Annotated in this window: 19 protein-coding genes; 10 read left to right on the top strand and 9 right to left on the bottom strand. The window is 64.5% G+C overall.

All coding sequences use genetic code 11. From position 1 onward, the window contains the following. The first annotated feature begins 13 nt into the window (after positions 1–13). On the top strand, positions 14–673 hold the full coding sequence (locus EA462_RS11565; RefSeq protein WP_124178727.1) for a helix-turn-helix domain-containing protein: 660 nt from the start codon (positions 14–16) through the stop codon (positions 671–673). A gap of 145 nt (positions 674–818) precedes the next feature. Here the strand turns inward: EA462_RS11565 and EA462_RS11570 are convergent, their stop codons facing one another. Beyond that, entirely contained in the window at positions 819–2,099 is a 1,281-nt protein-coding gene (locus tag EA462_RS11570; RefSeq protein WP_124178728.1) for an MBL fold metallo-hydrolase, read from the bottom strand. A 154-nt stretch (positions 2,100–2,253) separates the two neighbouring features. Here EA462_RS11570 and EA462_RS11575 point away from each other — a divergent pair, with 154 nt between their 5' ends. Continuing rightward, on the top strand, positions 2,254–3,207 hold the full coding sequence (locus EA462_RS11575; protein ID WP_124178729.1) for an AAA family ATPase: 954 nt from the start codon (positions 2,254–2,256) through the stop codon (positions 3,205–3,207). A 125-nt stretch (positions 3,208–3,332) separates the two neighbouring features. On the opposite strand, the gene EA462_RS11580 is transcribed toward EA462_RS11575, so the two are convergent. The 5 genes from EA462_RS11580 to EA462_RS11600 form a co-directional block, all read right to left on the bottom strand. Further along, complete coding sequence (locus EA462_RS11580) at positions 3,333–4,934, bottom strand: DUF7519 family protein (RefSeq protein ID WP_124178730.1); 1,602 nt, start codon at positions 4,932–4,934, stop codon at positions 3,333–3,335. After that, positions 4,931–6,229 (bottom strand): DUF58 domain-containing protein, encoded by a 1,299-nt coding sequence (locus EA462_RS11585; protein WP_124178731.1) that lies wholly within the window; start codon positions 6,227–6,229, stop codon positions 4,931–4,933. Before EA462_RS11585 ends, EA462_RS11580 begins: the two co-directional genes overlap by 4 nt. Before the next feature lie 82 nt (positions 6,230–6,311). Next, the gene (locus tag EA462_RS11590; protein WP_124178732.1) at positions 6,312–7,016 is read right to left on the bottom strand and encodes a DUF7269 family protein; all 705 of its coding nucleotides are present in this window, start codon (positions 7,014–7,016) and stop codon (positions 6,312–6,314) included. Beyond that, positions 7,013–8,893, bottom strand: a complete 1,881-nt coding sequence (locus EA462_RS11595; RefSeq protein WP_124178733.1) for a hypothetical protein — start codon at positions 8,891–8,893, stop codon at positions 7,013–7,015. Before EA462_RS11595 ends, EA462_RS11590 begins: the two co-directional genes overlap by 4 nt. A 127-nt stretch (positions 8,894–9,020) precedes the next feature. After that, entirely contained in the window at positions 9,021–9,500 is a 480-nt protein-coding gene (locus EA462_RS11600; protein ID WP_124178734.1) for a TRAM domain-containing protein, read from the bottom strand. Between the two features lie 152 nt (positions 9,501–9,652). On the opposite strand from EA462_RS11600, the gene EA462_RS11605 reads away from it, so the two are divergent. The 3 genes from EA462_RS11605 to EA462_RS11615 all read left to right on the top strand — a co-directional run bounded on the left by EA462_RS11605 (position 9,653) and on the right by EA462_RS11615 (position 12,307). Further along, complete coding sequence (locus tag EA462_RS11605; protein WP_124178735.1) at positions 9,653–10,441, top strand: electron transfer flavoprotein subunit beta/FixA family protein; 789 nt, start codon at positions 9,653–9,655, stop codon at positions 10,439–10,441. Next, a complete protein-coding gene (locus tag EA462_RS11610) occupies positions 10,438–11,391 on the top strand; it encodes an electron transfer flavoprotein subunit alpha/FixB family protein (protein ID WP_124178736.1) in 954 nt (317 codons plus the stop codon). The genes EA462_RS11605 and EA462_RS11610 overlap by 4 nt, the downstream gene beginning before the upstream one ends. Positions 11,392–11,464: 73 nt before the next feature. Next, entirely contained in the window at positions 11,465–12,307 is an 843-nt protein-coding gene (locus EA462_RS11615; protein WP_124178737.1) for a polyprenyl synthetase family protein, read from the top strand. Between the two features lie 69 nt (positions 12,308–12,376). Here the strand turns inward: EA462_RS11615 and EA462_RS11620 are convergent, their stop codons facing one another. Beyond that, entirely contained in the window at positions 12,377–13,492 is a 1,116-nt protein-coding gene (locus EA462_RS11620) for a DUF373 family protein (RefSeq protein WP_124178738.1), read from the bottom strand. A gap of 104 nt (positions 13,493–13,596) precedes the next feature. Between EA462_RS11620 and EA462_RS11625 the strand changes: the two genes are divergently transcribed. Beyond that, positions 13,597–14,592 (top strand): radical SAM protein, encoded by a 996-nt coding sequence (locus EA462_RS11625; protein ID WP_124178739.1) that lies wholly within the window; start codon positions 13,597–13,599, stop codon positions 14,590–14,592. 90 nt (positions 14,593–14,682) lie between these two features. Here EA462_RS11625 and EA462_RS11630 read toward each other — a convergent pair whose 3' ends face one another. After that, complete coding sequence (locus EA462_RS11630) at positions 14,683–15,960, bottom strand: helix-turn-helix transcriptional regulator (RefSeq protein WP_124178740.1); 1,278 nt, start codon at positions 15,958–15,960, stop codon at positions 14,683–14,685. A 250-nt stretch (positions 15,961–16,210) separates the two neighbouring features. On the opposite strand from EA462_RS11630, the gene EA462_RS11635 reads away from it, so the two are divergent. Then, positions 16,211–17,437: a DUF7096 domain-containing protein gene (locus tag EA462_RS11635; RefSeq protein WP_124178741.1), complete on the top strand. Its 1,227-nt coding sequence runs from the start codon at positions 16,211–16,213 to the stop codon at positions 17,435–17,437. A gap of 84 nt (positions 17,438–17,521) precedes the next feature. Next, positions 17,522–18,034 carry a type IV pilin N-terminal domain-containing protein gene (locus tag EA462_RS11640; protein ID WP_341538906.1) on the top strand — a complete coding sequence of 171 codons (513 nt, stop codon included), beginning with the start codon at positions 17,522–17,524 and terminating at the stop codon, positions 18,032–18,034. 71 nt (positions 18,035–18,105) lie between these two features. On the opposite strand, the gene EA462_RS11645 is transcribed toward EA462_RS11640, so the two are convergent. Next, positions 18,106–18,729 carry a methyltransferase domain-containing protein gene (locus EA462_RS11645; protein WP_124178742.1) on the bottom strand — a complete coding sequence of 208 codons (624 nt, stop codon included), beginning with the start codon at positions 18,727–18,729 and terminating at the stop codon, positions 18,106–18,108. Positions 18,730–18,904: 175 nt separating this feature from the next. Here EA462_RS11645 and ahaH point away from each other — a divergent pair, with 175 nt between their 5' ends. Together ahaH and EA462_RS11655 are read left to right on the top strand one after the other, a co-directional pair. After that, the gene (ahaH, locus tag EA462_RS11650; RefSeq protein WP_124178743.1) at positions 18,905–19,237 is read left to right on the top strand and encodes an ATP synthase archaeal subunit H; all 333 of its coding nucleotides are present in this window, start codon (positions 18,905–18,907) and stop codon (positions 19,235–19,237) included. Then, on the top strand, positions 19,224–21,539 hold the full coding sequence (locus EA462_RS11655) for a V-type ATP synthase subunit I (RefSeq protein WP_243641405.1): 2,316 nt from the start codon (positions 19,224–19,226) through the stop codon (positions 21,537–21,539). The genes ahaH and EA462_RS11655 overlap by 14 nt, the downstream gene beginning before the upstream one ends. Positions 21,540–21,563: the final 24 nt, after the last annotated feature.

Raw genomic sequence — 21,563 nt, forward strand, 5'->3', positions numbered from 1 at the left:
TGTACGAACGGTGATGTCGACGATAGCCGAGCTCCGGTTTCCAGTACCGGATACGACACTCGAGACGGCCTTCGAGTACGCGCCCGACGCGACGTTCGAACTCGAGTCGTCGGTTTCGAAAACCCGGCCCTGTCTCTGGGTCTCCGGCGTCGATCGCGATCTGGCGGTGGCATCGTTCGACGCTGATCCGACCGTCGAGGCGTGCGAACTCGTCGTCGAAACGAACTCGAGACTGCTGTTCGACGTAACGTTCGGCGACGGCGCTGGAATCGACCAGCTCTGTGATCCGCTGCTCTCCGACGGCGGCTCGTTGCTCGAGGCGTGGGCGACCGACGGCTGGTGGCAGGTTCGAGTTCGGTTCCCCGATCGAGACGCACTTTGTAACGCCTACGACCGGCTCGTCGATCGCGATATCAACGCCGATCTTCGGCGCGTGACCGACGTGACCGACACGGCGGAGCCCGAGACGAGGCTGACGCCACAGCAACGCGAGGCGCTCGAGGCCGCCCTCGAGTACGGCTACTTCGAGATCCCCCGACGGATCTCGATGGAGGAGCTCGCGGCCGAACTCGGAATCTCTCACCAGGCACTCTCCGAGCGGTTCCGTCGAGCCTACGAGACGCTGGTCGACGAGGAACTCCAGCCCGTTGGCGAGCGATCGGCCGCCGAATGAACCGGCCGTAGAACGGTGATCGACGGTGGTACCGGAACGGTACTACTCTTGATGACGATTCGATTGCGCGATTGGGCGACCGTCCACCCGGCCACGACGTAGTCGGTGAGGGGGAGACTATTTTCCTCGACTCACACCTCGAAGATCACGGAGAACCGACCTCGAGTCGCGCCCCCAGTTCGGGCGCGCTCGCGTCGAACCCGTCCGCTCGCAGTTCCGCGGCGAACGCCTCACACCGGTCGCCGTGATTGACGAGCACCGTGTCATTTCGGTAGGACTCGAGGAACGAGCGCAGGCCGGTTCGATCGGCGTGCGCGGAGAAATCGAACTGTTCGACCTGGGCGCTGACGGGCATAACCCGTCCGTCGATCTCCGCGCTACCGGTCTCGAGGAGGTCCCGACCGGGCGTTCCCTCGACCTGATACCCCGTCATTGCGATCTTGTTCACCGGATGCGAGCGGATCTCCGGGACGTAGGTCATCGCGGGGCCGCCGTGGAGCATCCCGCTCGTGGTGACGACGACCGTGTTTTGGGCCGCGATTCGCTTGCGTTGGCCGTCCCGGCCGTCGACGAAGCGAGCGTTCCCTTTCGCCCGCCGCAAGAGGTCTGGGTCGCGAAGGAACGCGCGGTTTTCCGCCCGCAAGAACAGTTCGGTGACGCGTTTTCCCATTCCGTCGACGTAACACTCGAGGTCGTGTTCCTCGCAGAGACACAGCACCTCCTGGGTGCGCCCGATGGCGAAGGCGGGAACGACGACGGTGCCGCCCTCCCAGATCGTCGTCCGCAGGCTTTCTGCGAACCCGGCTTCGATCTCCGCTCGCGGTCGGCGGGCGGTATCCGCGTACGTACTCTCACAGATCACGACGTCGGCGTTCGGACGCGCCGTCGTTCCGGCGAGCAGTTGCTGGTCGCCGGTGTGGAAGTCGCCGGTGTAGAGCAGCCGCGTCCCGCCGTCGGCCCCGGGTCGGCCGCTCGAGAAGCCGTTATCCTCGATCAGAACGTGGGCGCTGCCGGGGACGTGGCCCGCATCGAAGAAGGTAATCTCGTAGCCCGCGGCCTCGAACGGCTCGCGGTAGCCGTGGGTCTCCGAAACCTGTGTGAGCCGGGCGAGTTCGGCCTCCGTGAACGGACAGTCGTAGGTTCCGCCGTGGAGCTTCAGCGTGTCGCGGGCGAGGACCATCGCGAGGTCGCGTGTCGGCGGCGTCCAGTGAACCGGAGGACGGCCGTCGCCCGACAGCAACGAGGGCAGCGATCCGACGTGGTCGAGGTGGCCGTGGCTCACGATGACCGCCTCCGGATCGACATCGCCGATCGGAAACGACGGGGGGTTCCCCGAATCCATCCCGAAATCGAGCAGGAGCCGGTCGTCGACGAGGATCGCACTCCGACCGATCTCGCGGGCTCCACCGAGAAACTGAACCTCCATCGCGGAGGGATTGGGACTCGAGTGGTTTGCACCCGTCGGTTTCGGCGGCCGTGTCGCGCCGTCGATTCACCTGGCGAGCTTGTTCACACGATCAGAATCCGATCCTCGAGAACGGGCCAAACCCTATATGGGCGTCGGGAAACTGATCGGTTTCATGAACGCTGCCGAGGCCGCCCGGACGTGCGATGCCGTCTTCGGGGAGATTCAGACCGCCGTCGTCGGTGAACACGACCGCTTCGAGACGATCCTGACGGCCGTCGTCGGGCAGGGCCACGTCCTCCTCGAGGACGTGCCCGGAACCGGAAAGACCCTGACTGCGCGGACGCTCGCGACGGCGCTGGACCTCGAGTTCAGCCGGATTCAGTTCACGCCGGATCTGCTGCCGGCGGACATCACGGGAACGCACGTCTACGACGAACACGCGGGCCGATTCGAGTTCGAGGCCGGACCGATCTTCGCGAACGTCGTCCTCGCGGACGAGATCAACCGCGCGCCGCCGAAAACGCAGGCGGCGTTGCTCGAAGCGATGGGCGAAAAGCAGGTTTCGACCGGCGGCGAAACCCGAACGCTCCCGGAGCCGTTTTTCGTCATCGCGACGCAGAACCCGGTCGAACAGGAGGGAACGTTTCCGTTGCCCGAGGCACAGATCGACCGGTTCATGATAAAGACGACGATGGGGTATCCCGACCGCGACGGGGAACTCGAGCTACTCGATCGCCGCGCGAGTCGACGCTCGCGAACGCCGAACGTGTCCCCCGTCATCGACCGGGAGTCCGTTCTCTCGCTGCAGTCGGTTCCCGAGTCGGTCGCCGTCGAACCCGAGGTCCGGGAGTATCTCGTCGATATCTGTCGTTCGACCCGCGAGGACGACCGCGTCGACGTCGGTATCTCGCCGCGTGGCGTCCAGCGGCTGTTCGAAGCGACGCGAGCCCGCGCGGCGATCGTTGGACGGGACTACGTGGCACCGGAAGACGTCCACGCGATCGTTCACCCGGTGCTCGATCACCGGATCGTCCTGACGACCGAGTCGGACGTGCGTGGCGTCGATCCGACGGCGGTCGTCGAGACCGCACTGAACGACGTCTCGGTGCCGTCGATGAGCGTGTGAAGGACCGACGGTCCCTGACTCGACGAAGTGACTACGGAATCCCAGTCGCGAAACGACCGCGAGCTATCTGTCAACGACCGCTCGACTTGCGAGATACGTCGGAAACGGGACATCCGCAGTATCCGTCAGCCGCGGAGTGCCCAGGAAACGAGAACGACCGCGAGCAGTCCCGTTCCGAGGGCGATCGCGGCGTTCGTCGGGTCGGAGATCTGCGCTCCCGAAACCCACCGATAGAGCGCGATGGTTCCACCGGCGACGACGGCACCGGAGAGCAGCGTTCCCCCGACGTGAACCATCTCGGCGCGGACGGTCTCGGCACCACGGCCCAGTTCCGCCCGGACGCCGTCGGCGTACTCTCCGATGTCCCAGATCACGAACGCGAAGGCGGCGGCGACGACGCCGAGTTCGATCCGATCGACGACCGCGAGACCGACGGCGAGTACGAACACGGAACCGGCCGCGAGCGCACCGCCGATCGCGCGTGCGGGCACCAGCCGGAACACCCGCACCATCGTCACGGTCGATAGCACCGACGAGAGGGCGAACAGTGCGAGGACGAGAACGGCCGCGGCCAGTGCGAACGGTGGGAACGACGCCAGAAGCTCGAGAACCGACGGTGGAGCCGTTCCCTCGAGCACCGCCGCCGGATCGACGGCCAGAACGGCGTCCGAGAGCGCGAACGCGAGGACCACTGCGACGAGAGCCCCGCCGATCGCCGGTCCGGACACTCGCGCGAGGACGACGGCGATATCGCGGCGGAGCGTTCGTCGACCCCACTCGAGAGCGGCGAGTGAGACGGCCAGCCCGAACAGCGAGAGCAGCCCGAGTCGGATCGACGAGTCCGTCACGAGGGTCGCGATGGCGATTCCGATCGGATGGGGAAGTTCAGCGACAACGGCGGGCGGCGTCAGGGGAACCTCCTCGATCCGTTCCGTCACGGTTGGGGTGACGAACGCCGCGAGCGCAAGGGCTATCGCGAGCCGAATCGCGTACGAGCACACCCGCGTGGCTGTGGCGACCGCGTCGGAAAACGCGGTCCGACGATCCGGCGGGATGACGCGCTCGAGTGGAACGTACGCGAGACAGTAGCTCGTCGACAGCGCGGCACCGAACAGGAGACCAGCGAACCAGACGACCGCCCACGATCCGTCGGCAACGACGAGGACGTTCCAGATCGCATCCAAGGTGTCCGCCGCCGCGGTACCGGCGCGCTCGCGGGCGGTCGATTCGGGGAGTATCCGAGCGACGACGACGGCTCCGACGCCGACGGCGGCGAGCATCGTTCCGGTCGCACCCCGTCGCGCACCGCCGTGTCCGAGACGGTGCCAAGAGACGAGTCCCGACGCGAGCCCGGCCACGACGAGCGCCCACACGGTCAGTCCGGCGAAGAGGCCAACGCCGCCGGAGACGACGAGCGCACCCGCCAGCACGGCCGGCGAGACCATCAGGAGCGCCGTCGGAACCGAGACGATGCCGCCCACCGTCCGGACGATCGGCCGATCGCTGGCGAGCAACACCGTCGCGAGCGCGGCGACCAGCCCTGCGACGGTCGCGAAGACGGCGAGAGCGGTGCCGACCAGCGCCGAACCCACCACGACCGCGACGGCGAGCGTACAGCCGATCGTCGCGACGTCGCTCGCCGTCGGTCGGGCGAGTGCCGTGCGGACCTGTTGGACCGTCGACGAGAGGAGAGCCCGGCCCTCCCGTCTGAGCCGATCGGTCGTCACTGCGCCCCCCTCCCTCCTGAGCCGCCCGCTCGCCCGGCGTTTTCTCCCCTTTCGCGAAACGCGCGCGCGAGATCGACGGAGATCGGATCCTGGAGATTCCAGTCGACGACCGGAACGCCGACGCTTCGAAGCTCGTCGATTCGGTTGGTCCGGACGAGACCGGCGATTCGAGCACCCGGTGGAACCGACCGTGAGGCGACGCCGGTCGTCAGATCGGGGGTAACAACCGTGACGTCTCGATCACGGGTTCGAAGCGTCTCCGCGAGGTCGACGGCGTCGCGATCGGTCAGTGGCGTACAGAGGACGACCTGGGCCCGCCGCGGAAGGCGGCGCTCCAGATCGACCGCGAGCGAGCCGCCGTCAGCGATCGTTCGCTGGCCGTCGGCCGTGTCCTCCCAGCGCCGACGAACGCCGTCTTCGGCCGCCGGCCGGATCCAGGTGTCGCCCGAGAGGGTCGCCACACCGGTCCGATTGCCGTCCTCGAGCGATCCGACGACGCCGCGCGAGGCGGCATAAAGCGTGAGATCGTAGGAATCGGGACCGCCATCGAGCGAGCCGCGATGAACCTCCGGACGGTCGTCGACGACGAACACGACGGTCACTGCCCGCTCCTCGCGGTACTCGATCGTCGCGAGTTCGCCGGTTCGGGCGAAGCGGTGCCAGTCGATCCGATTGATCGGATCGCCTCGTCGATAGCTCCGCGTCGAAAAGAACTCGATGCCGCTGCCACCGTCGTCGGTGGGCGTCTGACCGACGAACTGGATCGTCCGATCCTGAACGGGGAACGAATCGAGGAGCGTTTCACAGCGAAACGTGGTCTCCCCCTCGGGCTCTCGCTTCTCGGTCACGGCCGTCGTCGCGGACAGCGAACGGACTCGGATCGTCGCGGGTCCGAACGCGAACTCGCCTCGAGGCGGCCGAAGTTCGTACGTGTGCGTGATCGTTTCGCCGGGCCGGATTGCGGTCGCGAATCCGAGAGCGCCGTCGGTCACCGGAACCGAATCCGGCGGATCGTCAGCGAGACGGACGTCCGGAAGGACCCGGTCGCCGTCGTTGGTCACCGCCAGCGTCACCGTGACCGGTCGTCCGGGTGGCACGCGCGACTCCTCGAGTCGGCGCTCGAGACAGAGGTCGACGTCGGGTTCGGCGCTCAGTTGTCCGACGAGGACGAATCCGAGTGCGACCACCGCGAGGACGAACAGTCCGGGGATACCGAGTGCGACGGCGAGCAGAGACGAGAGCAGCGCCACCACGAGCGCACCCTGCCAGCGTGCCCGGCGGACGACGTCGCTCATCGTATTCCCATCCTGAGGTGTCCCCGATCGGTGCGTCCGTCGTCGTTTCCGTCCCACCGTTCCTCGGCGCTATTCGTTCCTCTCACGCGGCCTCACCTCCGCTTTCCTCCCGTGGCGTTCTCGGCCGCTCCGGTGGCGTCGACTGGATCGCATCGATCTCGTCGATCGTGTGCTCGAGACTCCGGACGAAGGGATCGACGCCGCTGACGAGATCGAACAGCCAGATCCAGACCGGTGTCGACGGCCCCGACTCGCTCGCGAGCAACGCCGCCGCACGCGGATCGTCGGTCCAGCTCCCGTCCTCGATCGCGGCCGCCGCGTCGTCGGTCGAGTGACCGCGGCTGGTGGCATACGCCCTCGTCGCGATCGGTCGGAGCGAGTCGATCACCTGCGTTCGCGCCTTCGATCGGACCTCGTGGGACCTGCCGTCGTAATCCGTCGCGCGCTCGACGTCCCCGTCGATCGATGCACCGACGATCGGACTGCGCCGTGCGTCGCTATCCCGATCGACTCGAGACGCTGCGCTCGAGTCGGCCGCCTCGACCAGCGGGTCCGTCGACGACGCTCGAAGCTTCCCCGAGATGCCGATCGTCGGTGCAAATAAGGCGAGCGCGAGTACGGCGACCAACAGGAGCGTCGCGGGATCGACGAGCGCCACCAGCGCCTCGAGTGCGAACAGTTCGTGGGCGAGCGCCGGCCGAAAGGCGAACGTCGCCCCGACGGCGACCGATGCGCCCGCAACGAGCGTGACGACGAGGAGTCCGAGCCGCGACGGGGCTCGGTTCATTCGTCGCCGTCCTCCGTCGCCGTCACGTCGTCGGACGCCGTGGTTCTGGTCGATTCGGCTTCACCGGACGAGTCCGTCGCTGAAACGGATTCCTCGAGCGACGTTCGAAGCTGATCGTGAGCGGTCGCGGTCGTCTCGACGTACGGCTCCGGATCACGAGCGCCGTACTCGACGTCTCGAAAGGAACCGGTGATCGTTTCGACCGGCTCTGGCGGAGCACCGGCTCGTTTCGCATCCCGGGAGACGTCGGCCGGAGTCGCCGTCCCGATCGCAGAGCGCGGCAGCGTCGACGCGGAGATGACGCTTTCGAACGCATCCCGGATTCGTTCGCGCGCACTGCCGTGCGTTCCTTCGTCCGCCACCGTCTCGATCTGGGCGTTATCGTCGACGAGTCCGAGCGTCGATCCGACGTCTCGAGTCCGCCTTCGAACGGATCCGGCGACGCTCGCGAGTGCGTCGCGGAGCAGTCCGGGCACCTCGGTGAGCGAAGTCAGTCTCGAGAGCGCCGTGATCGCGCGCTCGAGCACCTGAGCGCAGGCGACGACGACGGACAGAACCGCCGAGACGAATCGGCCGGGAATCGAACGCAGCGTTCCGATCGGGTCGTCCCGCGCGTAGAGGACGTAGCCGAGTGCGACCAACGCGAGCGCGATCCCCACCGCGAGGAGGATCGAGTTCGAGGAGCCAGGGACGCTATCCTCGAGCGTCGATTCGCCATCCTGTCCCGATTCGGCCGCAGCCCCCTCCTCGTCGGAGTCGGCCGTTGGGTCGTCGTTTCCGTCCGCGTCTGGATCGCTGTCTGCGGTCCCGTCGCCGGACGAGTCGTGTTCGGTCGTCGACTCGTCGCTCGTCGAGAACTGCGCCGAGTCAGCGTCCCCGCTCTCGGTCGTGTCGCTCTCGACACCGTCCGCGTCCGAGTCGGTGGAACTGTCCGCGTCCGGGTCGGTGAGATCGTCCGCATCCGGATCGGCGGTGTCGTCGCCGGAACTCCCTCCGTAGTCGTCCTCACCGGCCGTTGACTCGCCGTCGTCACCGGGGCCGACGCTCGAGTCCTCGAGTTCCTCGTCTTCGGGTGGTTCACCGTCGGCGATCTCGCCGGTATCGTCCGCTACCTCGAGCGGTTCACCGCCGTTTGATTCCGACTCGGGCGAGTGGTCTCCATCGATTCGAGCGTCGTTCTCGTTCGTCCGCTCGCCCGCGTCCGGGTCGGTGTCGTTCGCGTCGTTCTCCGGTACGAGCAGTGATCCGAACTCGCCACCCATTCCCGATTCGGTGGTGGCGTCCTCGACGCCGTCCGCTGGTTCGAGATCATCGTCCGAGAGCTCCGACGGAGACGCCCCGCTCTCGTCGGTCTCGCTGGCGTCGGTCGTCCCTCCGGTCGAATCGGCGGCCGCTACCGGATCCGCGTCGTCGGGTGAATCACCCTGAACCGACGAAAACAGGGTTCCGAGACCGTAGAGGGCTGCACCTGCGAGCGTCTCGGCCGGTCCGTCGGCCGGCGTTCCGTCCTCGAGTGCCGAAGCGCTGTCGTCCGGATGTGCGTCGCCGCGATCGGTTCCGGGCTCGCCAAAGTCGACGTCCGCGTCCGCTCCGCTGTCCGCGTCAGCGCCCCCACCGTCCGCCTCTCTGCCGTCACCATCGACGCGGTCCTCGCGTTCGGTCGTCGATCGCTGGACGTCGCCCTCGGATGGGTGGTCCGCCTGCTGTATCGGCGTCTCGGCCGTTCGATCGTCGGCTGCGTTGCCGGCAAGCCCGCTCGCGGGCGAGTGCGACGCGAGTATCGGCATCGCACCCGCTGCGAGCAAGAGCCCGAATACGGCACAGATAGCGGCGGCCACTGCAAGTGATCGTCGTCCGGCGTTCGACCCGACTGCCATTACTCGGCGTATACCACGATAAACAGACATTTACCTCTTGTTGCAGTGTCCGAATCGACCGCGTTTCGGTCGGGACGGACGGCGGCCTCCGTGACTGTCCACGCCGGGTTCGTCAAGAACCGTTCGATCAGGAGCCCCAGAAGTTTTCGCGACTGCCGAGATGCTCGCGCTCGCCGCGACTGGCGGTTCCGTCTGAGTCCGTGCCGTCCGCCTCAGTCGTTCCATCTACCGGTCTCTCGTCGTCCGTTCCATCCGCTTCGTCCGCGTCGTCCTCGAGCGGAAGAATCTCGAGTTCTTCGGCGCGTGCGTGATTGCTGTGAACTCGCGTAATTTCGACTCGAGCGCGGGCCTCCGGCAACACGCCGTCGACCATGACGATGAATCCGTCCTCGGTTCGACCGACGCCGGCACCGCTTTCGTGCATGTCGACAACGTCGATAACGACCTCTTCGCCCGACTTTACCGGCTGGGTTTTGAGATCGTCGATCGGCTGGCTGTAGTGTTGACACCACTCTTTGCCACCGCGGTCCCCGTAGTGTTGACACCCCATCCCGGAGATCCGTTCGGAAAAGCTCGGACAGTCGTCGGCGAGTGGACAGTCTGCCATATACGTAGTACCGGTGGCGTCGTTAAACCGTTTCCGTCTCATAGCGGGCGTCACGACCGACAGCGGGCGCCCTAGCCAGCCACTTGTAAACACCAACTGAGGGAAGTCCCGTTTCGAAAACGTTTACGGGAGTGCGGTTGGAGTGATGAACGATGAAAATCCTCGTTACGGTCAAAGAAGTCGGGACCGTCGAAGACGAGTTCGACATCGAGGGGACCACGATCGCGGATCGCTCTCTCAACGTCGATCTCAACGAATGGGACGACTACGCGATCGAAGAAGCAGTTCAGCTTCAGGAAGCGGGCATCGCTGACGAGGTCGTCGCCGTCACGATCGGTCCCGAAGACTGTGAACAGACCATCCGGCAGGCGCTTGCGAAAGGTGCCGACCGGGCGATTCGCGTCTGGGACGACGCCATCGCGGATTCCGATCTGCTCGACGTCGGGGCGAAAACGGAGATTCTCGGTGCCGTCGTCGAAGACGAAGCGCCGGATCTCGTCCTGACGGGCGTCCAGGCGGACGACGATAGTTTCGGTGCGACCGGCGTCTCCGTAGCCGACGCCGTCGGCTACGAGTGGGCCGCCGTCGTCAACCATCTCGAGCGCGAGTTCGACGACGCGGTCTCGCTGCGACGCGAGCTTGAGGGCGGCGTCGAGGAACTTACGACCGTCGAACTCCCGGCCGTATTGACGATCCAGACGGGGATCAACGAGCCGCGGTACGCGAGCCTTCGGGGCATTCGTCAGGCACAGCGAAAGGAACTCGCAGTGGCGGACCTGGCGGAACTCGGAATCGACGAGGACACGGTCGAACCGACGCTCGAGCTGACGGAGATGTACGAACCCGAGAGCGAAAGCGACGTGACCGTCTGGGAGGGAGGAGCCGACGACACGGCCTCCGAGCTCGCTGCGTTGCTCCGTGAGAAAGGGGTGGCACAATGACGGACGTACTCGTCGTTGCCGAGCACCGTCGCGGCGAGGTACGCGACGCCAGCTACGAGGTCATCACCGCGGGCCGCGAACTCGCGGCCGAGACGGGCGGCGAGCTACACGTCGCCGTCATCAGCGGAACCGTCGACGGGTTCGCAGAGAAGTGCAACCGTGACGGTGTCGACGCCGTCCACACCGTCGATCACGGCGAGGAGTTCAACCACGGCGTCTACAGCCAGACGGTCACAAAGCTGTTCGACGAACTCGCCCCGCAGTACGTCCTGGTACCGAACAGCGTCAACGGGCTCGACTACGCGCCGGCCGTCGCCAACCGGCTGGGACTCCCCATCGTTACCGACACGATCGACCTCGAGAGCGACGGCGACGCGCTCACGGCGACACGCGAGATGTACGGCGGCAAGGTCGAGACGACGGTCGCACTCGAGGGCGAGGCCGTCGTTACGATCCGCGGTGCTGAGTGGCCGGCTGCCGAAGGGACCGGCGATGCGACGGTCGAGTCGTTCGATCCCGAGATCGACGAGTCCGCACTCGGCTCGAACGTCACCGGCTTCGAAGAGGTCGCCGGCGGCGACGTCGACATCAGCGACGCCGAAGTCCTCGTCTCCGTCGGCCGCGGGATCGACGAGGAAGAGAATCTGGAGATTATTCGCGACCTCGCTGATGCACTCGGCGCGACGGTCTCATCCTCGCGTCCGATCGTCGACAACGGCTGGCTGCCGAAGAACCGCCAGGTCGGTCAGTCCGGGAAAGTCGTCACGCCGGACGTCTACATCGCGATCGGGATCTCCGGTGCGGTCCAACACGTCGCGGGGATGAAAGGGTCGGACACGATCGTGGCGATCAACACCGATCCGAACGCGCCGATCATGGATATCGCGGATTACGCGATTCACGACGACCTCTTCGACGTCGTCCCCGCCCTGACCGCCGAGTTCCAGTAGGCCCGAGCGAGTATCCGATCGGGACCCTTTTCGAACCGTCACCTACTTTTTCACCCTCTCCTAAGGACCGGCAATGGAACTTCTGGAGCGCCGTCGGGCGCTGGTCGAAGCGCGTCTCGTCGACGTCATCGACGGACTCGAGCCCGAGACGCTCACCGAAGAAGTTCGCCACGTCGCACTGTCGGGTGGGAAACGGGTTCGACCGATGGTTACCATCCTGACGTGCGAGACGGTCGGCGGCGTCGCCGAGGACGCGGTCGACTTCGGCGTCGGTATCGAACTCGTTCACAACGCCTCGCTCGTCATCGACGACATCATCGATCGGTCGGAGCTTCGCCGCGGGACGGGGAGCGCCTGGGCCGAGTTCGGCCACGGACCCGCGATCATCACGAGCGACGGGCTCCTTGGCGAAGCGTTCGCGCTGTTTTCCGCCGATCCACACGCGACGCGCGTGGTGTCGGAGGCCATGGTCGAACTCGGCATCGGTGAAGCGACCGAACTGTCGGCACAGCCGGACTGCGAGGAGGAGTACATGACTCTCGCGAGACGCAAGACCGGTGCCCTCTTTCGAGCAGCGGCGGAACTGGGCGCGATCGCCGCCGATTCGGATCCCGTCACCGTCGAAGCGGTCGGGGAGTACGCAGAACGGGTCGGCGTCGCCTTCCAGATCCGCGACGACGTCCTCGACGCCGTCGCAGACGCAGATGACCTGGGGAAACCGACCGGACACGACGCCGTCCTCGAGCGCCCATCGGTGGTACAGGTCACGGACCTGACGCCCGAAGAAGCCAACGACCGCGCGCGGACCGAAGCCGATCGGGCGATCGACGCCCTCGAGCGCGTCGACGTTTCGGATCCCGAAGCGAGAGGCTACCTGCTCGATCTGGCGGAGTTCGTCGTCGAGCGAGAACGGTGACGGAGCGACCTGGAACGAGGTGACTTTTCGAAGAGTTCACCAGACGCGACAGCGATAACCGGCGACCGCTTACGCTCGTTTGGGATCGTGCGTCTCGCCCGAATCGCCCGAGTCAGAGAGCCGGGACTCGGCAACTGCGAACGTGAGCGTACTCACGATCCCGAGGAGCGTCCCCGCTGTCAGGGCCATCGCGAGATAGGTCGTGCCGACCCGGTCGAGAAAGAAGGCGCTGACGGCCTGCAGAACGATCGCGATCGAGAGCACGTAGAAGGGTGCGTTGAGATACCGCCACTCGAGGGAGTCAGCGATGTACTCGTCGGTGATCTGGCCGAGGCTGGTCGTCACGGCGGCGGCTGCGATCCACTGGATCGATCCGTATCCGAACGCGGCGACGCTCGCAAGCGCGCCGACCTCCGTCGCCGTCGTCTCTCGGACCGCCTCGAGTTCGTTCAGTCCGCTTACGATCCCCAGGACGACCAGCACGGCGGCGACGACGTAAGCCAGGATCGTCGTCCGACCGGCGTACAGCGATCGTCGGCCGCGTTCGACGGCGGCGTCGAGCCGGTCACCCAGACGAAGCCCTCTCGAGATCAGGTAGAAGCCGAGGAGCGCAGAAGTCGCGCCCAGGACGAACCCGGGTCGCTCCAGGGCGCTCCCGATCAGCGCGAGCGGATAGATCAACAGAAGGATTCCGAGGGGGATAAGGATGGTTCCCCGAGTTTCGGGGTCGTCGAGGACCTGTTTGATCGTGTAGTACATCGACTCGAGGTTCTGTGCCTGGCGGACGACGACGCGGCGAACGCCGTCGATCGGGACTCTCGAGCGGATGATCGGAATAACCGATTCGTCCTGTGCCCCGTCGGTGATCACGAGCGCGGTGACGTCCTCCGCCGTCGAGAGACTCGCAAGGACGGTGTCGACTTCGTCTCCCACCTCGCGGTTGGCGTCGACGTCGCCCTCGTCGTTTCCGGTGACGACAGCGACCTCGACGCTCTCGTCGCGTTCCGTGAGATCGTCGTAGACGTGGAGCCCCTGGAAGATGACGTTGACGTCGGAGTCTTCGGGGTCCGCCGTCGCGAGTGCGACGGCCGCCTCTTCGACGGGAGCGCGGCCGATCACCGGCGTCGAAAAGCCGGTCTTTCGACCGAGGTCGTCATCGAGGTCGACACAGAGGACCAACAGCATCGGATCGTGGTTGGGTACGACGCTATATCCTTCTTCTGGAGAACGGAGCCGGCCGACGATCGTTTCGCACCGTTTTTGAGGCTCGACCGGCTACAGCTAGTCGAATGATCTCCAGGGGCTGTGAGCAGTGTGCAAGCGGCGGAAAGATGGTCCTGTTCGTCTACGGCTACTGCGACCAGCGCGACTGCTTTTACTGCCCGCTCGGTGAGAATCGAAAGAACGTCACCGACGTCTACGCCAACGAACGGCGCGTCGAGAGCGACGAGGACGTTCTCGAGGAAGCCCACCGAATGGACGCACTGGGCACCTCGATCACCGGCGGCGAGCCCCAAGAAGCTCTGGAGCGAACCTGTCACTACCTCTCGCTGCTCAAAGACGAGTTCGGTGAGGATCACCACACGCACCTGTATACCGGTATCACCGGCGGCAGAGAGAACATGCGCAAACTCTCCGAGGCCGGGCTCGACGAGATTCGATTCCACCCGCCGTACGAGCAGTGGGGCGACCTCCACGGTACAGAGTGGGAAGACGTTCTCTACGTCGCCCGCGAGGAAGGACTCACACCGGCGTTCGAAATTCCCGGTATTCGTGCCGAGACGGAGTTCCTCGAGTTCCTCGATGAGGGTGCAGCGGAGTTTTGCAACGTAAACGAGTTCGAGATGTCACAGGGGAACTACCGCCGAATGCAAACGCAAGGCTTCGAACTCAAGGAGGGCCACATGAGCGCCGTCGACGGCTCTCGAGAAGAGATCCTCGAGACCATGGGCGATCACGAACGCGTCTACTTCTGTACGTCGGTGTTCAAAGACGCGGCCCAGCACCGGCGGCGCCTCAAGCGAATGGCTCGCAACGTTCGTCGGGAGTTCGACGACGTCACCGACGACGGAACGCTCGTCTACGGGAAGACGACCACCGATCCCGCCCGTCTCGTTTCCCTGGGCGTCCCCGAGGAATTTTACACCGTCAAGACGAACCACGTCGAGGTCGCCTGGTGGCTCTTAGAGGAGATGATCGAGGAGGGTGACATAGAGGACGGAGAGATCGTCGAGCAGTACCCGAGCTACGACGGACAGGTCGTCGAGCGGACACCCTTAGCGTAGCAGAAATACCACGGTTCACGCAGGTCCCACAAAAAGGAGGACGGAAACTCCGGCCGCGCCGTGATCGTTGATGTGAGCGGGGACTGTCGTTCACTCGACTTCCGTGGGATCAACTTCGGGGAGGGTGATGAGGTTTTCCCGACCGATTCGGAGTTTGTCTATCTCCTCGTCGTCGTCCATCTGTGAGAGTAACTGCGACACCTTGGCGTTCGACCAGCCCGTCTCTTTGACGATGGTAGCCTGTTTCAGCCTTCCGCCGTTCTGCTTGAGTAGACGGTGGACGCGTTCTTCATCGCTCAACAGCTCGAGATCAACGTCCTCTTCGAGTTCTTCCTGATACTCGATGCTGGTTCCGGCCGGCGTGTCATCGCCACCAGCCGTCGGCCGTTCGGATGCGACTTCGTTACCGCCGTTCTCGCCGGCGGGCGTCACCGTCTCCTCGAGCTCGCTCTCGGCAGCGCTCGGCTCCGATCGCGATGACTGCGGGAGGATTCCGTCGCCGGACGACATTCGTCCGAAGCGATAAAAGAGGTAGCCGACGACGAGGAGAGCGACCACTGCGCCGGCAGCCGGAACGACGGGCGAGGAACCGCCGGTGTCGGGAACGTGTCCCCGGAGGAAGACGATCTCGAGATCGCCGTCTTCGAACTGGTGTGGTCCGTCCCAGGTGAGTTGCGTCGGCGTCTCGAGGCCGTAGTTCGGTGGGGACTCGATGACCAGACGCTGGCCGTCGACGAGGTCGATGTTTGTTCCGGCCGACGACTGGAAGGCGTCTCCGAAGTAGATCCGCCCGTCGTCGATGGTCGCCAGATTCGTCCAGGTGAACGAGTACGAAATAACGCCGATCCGAGCGTCGTCGTCAAGATCGGCGTCCTCGGGTGGATCCTCGAAGTGCGGAGCGTTCCAGCCGGCGTTTTCGAGGGTCATCTCGCGATCGGTCGCGCCGGCTGCACTGTCGACGAACGGCTCGAACTGCGCGACGTCGTAGCCGACCTCTCGGTCGCCGCTCGAAACGGAGTCGGCGTGCTCGACGAGGAGTTCCTCGTCGGCTTCCTCGGAGACGACGAACCGGCTTTCGATCGTCCAGCGAGCGTCGCCGTCGTCGCTGACGTTGATCCGGATCACCTGAAACGGCTCGGCGGATGGAAGCGGCGTCTCGTTGGACGTGGTCGTGAGAGAGGGCTCGGGGACCTGTCCCGACTCGAGAGAGGAGAGGGACGGTGATTCGTGTGGAGGGTCTGCGCCGGAGACCGTTCCGGACTCGGGTTCGGCCCCGAGCGCGGCTACCGGAGCGGCAAGCGCTACCCCCAGCAGGGACGTAACGAGGAGGGCTGCGAGGGCGAGTGTGACCGCGGTGGACAACCGCATACGTTCAACGAGTGGTTTCTCGGGGGAAAAAACACTTTCCATCCGAAAATAAAACGTTACCGGCGGTCGTAAATCGTCTCGACGCACGAGAGTGCCTCTATTCCAGCGTCAGTCCGGCCCTAAACGAGTGGTCCGATTCGGCCGATCGAGCGCAATCAGGGGTCGACCGACCGCCGCTCGGTAATCACGGACTACGTCTCTCGTCCGGAGGACGACCCCCTTTTGTATCAGGAGCCCGTACGGTGGGCCGATGAACAGCGCGACGCCTGCCCTCCTCGCGTTGCTTCTCGTCTGCTCGCTCCCTGCGATGGCGATCGTCGCAGCCGATTCCGGACTCGATGGATCCGGCGAGCCAGACGGAAGCGTCCAGGACGACGTCCCGCGAACGCCCCTCGAGATCGAGAATACGACGAACCGGCTTCAGCTCGGAGAGACGACCCACGGCTACGCCGGGGCGACTCCGAATCTCGGTTCGGTTTTCGCGAGCACCGACGAGGAGCTTCGGGTCGATCACGAACAGTACGTCTTCGTCGAGCGCGGGTTCGACACCGCAAGCTCCACCGAACGAGAGGAGATGATCGAAGCGGCACACAGCCGGATCACCGATCGGACTGCCGAACTCGAAGAACGCGAGGAAACCGTCGTGCGCCAGCACGCAAACGGCGAGAAATCCGACGACGAGCTGGTGCGATCGCTTCTGGAGATCTACCACGAAGCGTCAGTGCTGTTGGACGGTCTCGACCGGCTCGAAGAGCGGGCGGACGACGTGGTAGGTTACTCGTTATCTTCCAATCAGGTGAGAGAGAACACGCGAGCGCTCGAGGCCCACCGGACCACGATCAAGTCGGAGCTGGCGGCATCGAGTGCGGATCTCGAGGCTGACGATCGATTCGAGGTTCTGATCCAGACGTCCGAGGAGGGATATCGGCTCTCGATAATCGAGGGGGAAACCTACATCTCCGAGACGACCCGGTTCGACAATTACGATCCGGAGGCACCGGATCAGTTCGCAGGGACCGATCGGGACGCCTACGATTACGCGGGTGAACTCTACCCGTGGGCCGCCGAGCACGGCTCCCCGAACTACCTTGCGGCGGGATCCATTCACGATATCAGCTTTACCGCAAACGAGTTCGATATTCGGATGTACATCGACGGCGGAACGGGTGAGGTCTACCGCGAACTGCAGAGGCTATCGATCGATTCGCTGCCGATCAAAGAGCACGAAACGTGGAGCCAGGACGGTCTCGAACTATCGACCAGAACGACACCAGCCAACGGTCCGGTCGAAGTGACCGTTACGGACGCCGAAACGGGCGAACCCGAGTCGTCGACGATCGCCGTTGACGGACACGAACTCGGGGAGACCGAGAGCGACGGAACGCTGTGGATCATCCCACCGATCGGAGAATACGAGCTAGCTGCCGAGACACAGACCGGCGGTATCAACGTCACGACCGAGACGCCTGGCGGATAGGCAGACCTGTTTCACGTCACACGAACCGCAGTCGTCTTCAATCCGTCCAGAGGTTTAAATTCCAAGACGAGGCCAGAGCGAGCCGTGATCGACGGAGCCGCCTCCCCGTCACCTCCAGACGCTCGCTCGAGAACGACCTCGCGCGCCCTGAGCCCGGTCGTGGGCGTCGTCGCGCTCGTGGCGATCACCGTCTGTCTGGCCGCCATCGTCGCAGTCGGTGCGGCGTCGCTGTCCCTCGGATCGACGGCACCGACCGCCGCGTTCGACCTCTCGGTTGACGGCGACGAGAACGAAATCGTGATCGAACACGTCGCCGGTGAGTCGCTCGACGTCCGCGAACTCTCGATCGTCGTCGCGGTCGACGACACTCGGCTATCGGAACAGCCGCCAGTACCGTTCGTCGGCGCGAACGGCTTCGAGGGGACACCGAGCGGTCCGTTCAACGAGCGGTCCGATCCGACGTGGCACAGCGGAGAACACGCGAGTCTGACCGTCGCACGGAACAACGATCCGTCACCGAATTCGGGCGACTCGGTTTCGGTGTCGCTCTCCGTCGACGGTCACCGTCTCGCGACGCTCGAGACCGTAGCAGAGTGAGAACTCGAGGCGATGGACGGGGCGTTCGTCCCGGTTCGGGAGGGATGAACGTGCCGTTCGAAGGGATAAGCCTACTCGGGCGCGCGAGCGATCGTCGTGATCGCGACGTCCGGATCGTACTGTGGCCCCATAAACGCGTGTTTGACGTCCTCGAAGCCGGCCGTTTTGAACATGCGATCGGCCTCGTACTCGTCGTAAAAGAGCATGATCGCGTCAGCGAGTTTCTGCGTGAGAGGGTTGTCGGGGTAGTTCGGACCGACGACGAGCACCTGACCGCCCGGTTTCAGCACCCGACGAAACTCACGGAGAGCGAGAATGGGATTCGGCCAGTACTCGATCGATCCCGACGACCAGACGACGTCGAACGTATCGGTCGCAAACGGCAGTCGTTCGGCGTCACCACGGTGGAAGTGGACCGGCGGGGCCCGCTTGCCAAGTTTCGCGTAGGCCTGCTCGAGTTGGTGCTCGCTCTGGTCAAGCGCGTAGACCTCGTCGACGTGTTCTAGCAGCCCTTCGGTCGCAAAGCCGGTTCCACAGCCGACGTCGAGGACGGTCATCTCGGGTTCGAACTCGAGAAGCGAGAGCGCGTCCGTGCGCATCTCTTCGGTCCAGATAAACGGGTTCACCCGATCGTAGACCGTCGAGAGATACTTGTAGAACAGCCGAGCACGACCCTTGTGTTCGAGAACTCCCATTACAGTCGATTTTCGCGTCGATCGGGATATGTCTACTGCTCCGGACAACTGTGTGTTCGAGTCGGGTCAGCCTCCTCGTCGACGCCGCTTTCGGGTCCGATCAGTCCGGTCGAGTGGCGAGTGACTTTCGCAACTACCATATACGCGCTCTTGCAAAGCTTGGATTGCTTAGAGTATGCCGAGGCCAGAGGTTCTCAAACGAATTACGTCGGCGGAAGAGGAGGCCGACGAGATCGTCGCACAGGCAGAAGATGACCGCGACGAGCGGATAGCCGAGGCCCGGGAACGTGCCGAGGAGATTCGCACGGACGCGGAAGAGGACGCGCGCGATCTCAAGGAGCGTCGCCTCGAGGAGGCACGCGATGAGATCGACGAGGAGTGCGAGCGCATCCTCGAAGCGGGTGAACAGGAGCGGATCGCGCTCAGCGAACGTGCCCAGGACCGGGTCGACGACGTGACCGATCACGTCGTGTCCCTGTTCCAGGAGGACGTCAATGTTCAGACCTGAGCGGATGAGCAAGGTCTCGATGGCCGGCTCGCGGGGCGTCATGCCCACGGTCATCGAAACGATTCACGAGCTAAACCTGATCCACCTCTCGGATTACGACGGTTCGTGGGAGGGGTTCGACAACGGAAACCCGGTCGAAGGAGCGGACGACGCCTCCGAGAAGCTCGTAACCGTCCGGGCACTCGAGAGTACGCTCGATCTCTCTCCGGACGACGTCGCGACCGGATCGGTCGGGACGGACTGGGAGAAACGACTCGAGGAGATACGGACGCGCGTCAACGAGCGTGACGACCAGCGCTCGGAGATCCGCGAACAGCGCCGGGTGATCGACGAGAAGATCGACCGCGTCGAGCCGTTTGCCGAACTCGGTATCGATCTCGATCTCCTCTCCGGGTACGACTCCGTCGACGTTCTCGTCGGTGAGGGTCCCACCAGTGCGGTCGAAGCCGCCCTCGAGGACGCAGACGAGATCCGGGCTTTCGAACTCCTCACCGGCGGCGACGTCGTTGCAATCGTCGCAGCGCCCGACGACGACGAACCAACTGATGGACTGATCGACGACGCGCTCGTCGGCGTCGAGTTCACCCGTCACCCGGTTCCAGAGACCGAACAGAGTCCGGACGAGTACGTTCGCGATCTCACCGAGGAAAAGCGCGAACTCGAGGACGAACTCGAGCGGGTCGAATCCGATCTCGAGGAGATCAAATTCGAAGACGGCGGGTTTCTCCTGCGGGTCGAAGAGGAGCTGACCATCGAGGTACAGCGCGCTGAGGCGCCGCTTCAGTTCGCGACGACGGACCGAGCGTTCGTCGCTGAGGGATGGATTCCCGAAACGGAGTACGATCGGCTCGTCGACGCGCTGACCGAGGCCGTCGGTGACAGCGTCGAAATCGAAGAGCTCGAGGTCGCGGAGTTCGACGACCACGACCACGGTGCTGAAGTCCACACCGGAAGCGGTGGCGACGGCGATGGAAACGGCGGAGACGCGACAGGCGAAGCCGAAGCCGAATCCACACAGCCAGCCGCGGGGAAAGCCGCTACCGACGGCGGAACGACCGCGAAGTCCGCCGGCCACGGAAGCGGAGCCGTGACCATGGACGACGATCCGCCGGTTATTCTCGAAAACCTGACGCCGGCGAAACCGTTCGAGCTTCTGGTCAAGATGGTTGGCCAGCCCAAGTACAGCGAACTCGATCCCACGCTGTTGGTCTTTTTGACCTACCCGTTCGCGTTCGGGTTCATGATCGGGGATATCGGCTACGGTATCCTCTACATGCTGATGGGATACGGCTGCTGGAAAGTGTTCGACTCCGATACGGGCAAGGCCCTGGGGACGATCGGTATCTGGGCCGGTGCGTTTACTATTATCTTCGGCTATCTGTACGACGACTTCTTCGGAATCCACATGGCGGACGTCGGACTCGGTTTCCTGCCGTTTGCCGGGACGCTTTCGAAGGGACTGCAGATCACCGACTGGGCGTTGTTGTGGATCGTTCTGAGCCTCGCGTTCGGAATTATTCACCTCAACATCGGACTCGTCATGGGATTCGCAAACGAACTCAAACACGGACTGAAGGCGGCCGTCTACGAACGGCTGTCCTGGCTGCTCGCCATGAACGGCGCGTTCCTCTGGATATTCAGCCACCGTGACGCCGGTGCGTTCGATCACGGACTCGGTATCGACCTGGCAGCCTCCGGAATGAAACCGGAGTTCATCGCCGGAACCGAGAGCATCCTCTATCAGACCGAGCACTTCGCGCTCGGCTTCGCAGGGCTTCCGGAGATCGTCGGCATCCTCGGAATCGCGATGTTCCTCGTAGGGAGCGTGATGGTCGGCGTCGGAGAGGGAATCGCCGGCGTCTTCGAGATTCCGGCGTGGGCGTTCGGTCACGTCCTCTCGTACCTGCGGATGGTCGCCGTCTTGCTCGCAAAGGGTGGTATGGCGTTCGCCGTCAACCTGCTCGTCTTCGGCGCGTACGAAACGTCGGAGGGATACACCTACTTCAACTACCCCGGGCTCCACATCACCGACATATCGGGGTACGGTGCCGAAGAGCTTACGCCCGGATTCGTCGGCCTCGTTCACGCCGGCGACGGCATTCTGCTCTCGGCAATCGCGATCATCGGCGCCATCGTCGTCTTCGTTCTCGGGCACATTCTGGTTCTCTTGCTGGGGATTACCGCAGCAGGGATCCAGATGCTTCGTCTGGAGTACGTCGAGTTCTTCCAGAAGTTCTACGAGGGCGGTGGCGAGGAGTACGATCCGTTCGGTGAAGAGCGGACGGTTCAGCCGGCCGACTGAGCGACCATTCTCGATCTTTCGTCT

The organism is Natrarchaeobius halalkaliphilus, from assembly GCF_003841485.1.
GTDB classification, from domain to species: Archaea; Halobacteriota; Halobacteria; order Halobacteriales; family Natrialbaceae; genus Natrarchaeobius; species Natrarchaeobius halalkaliphilus.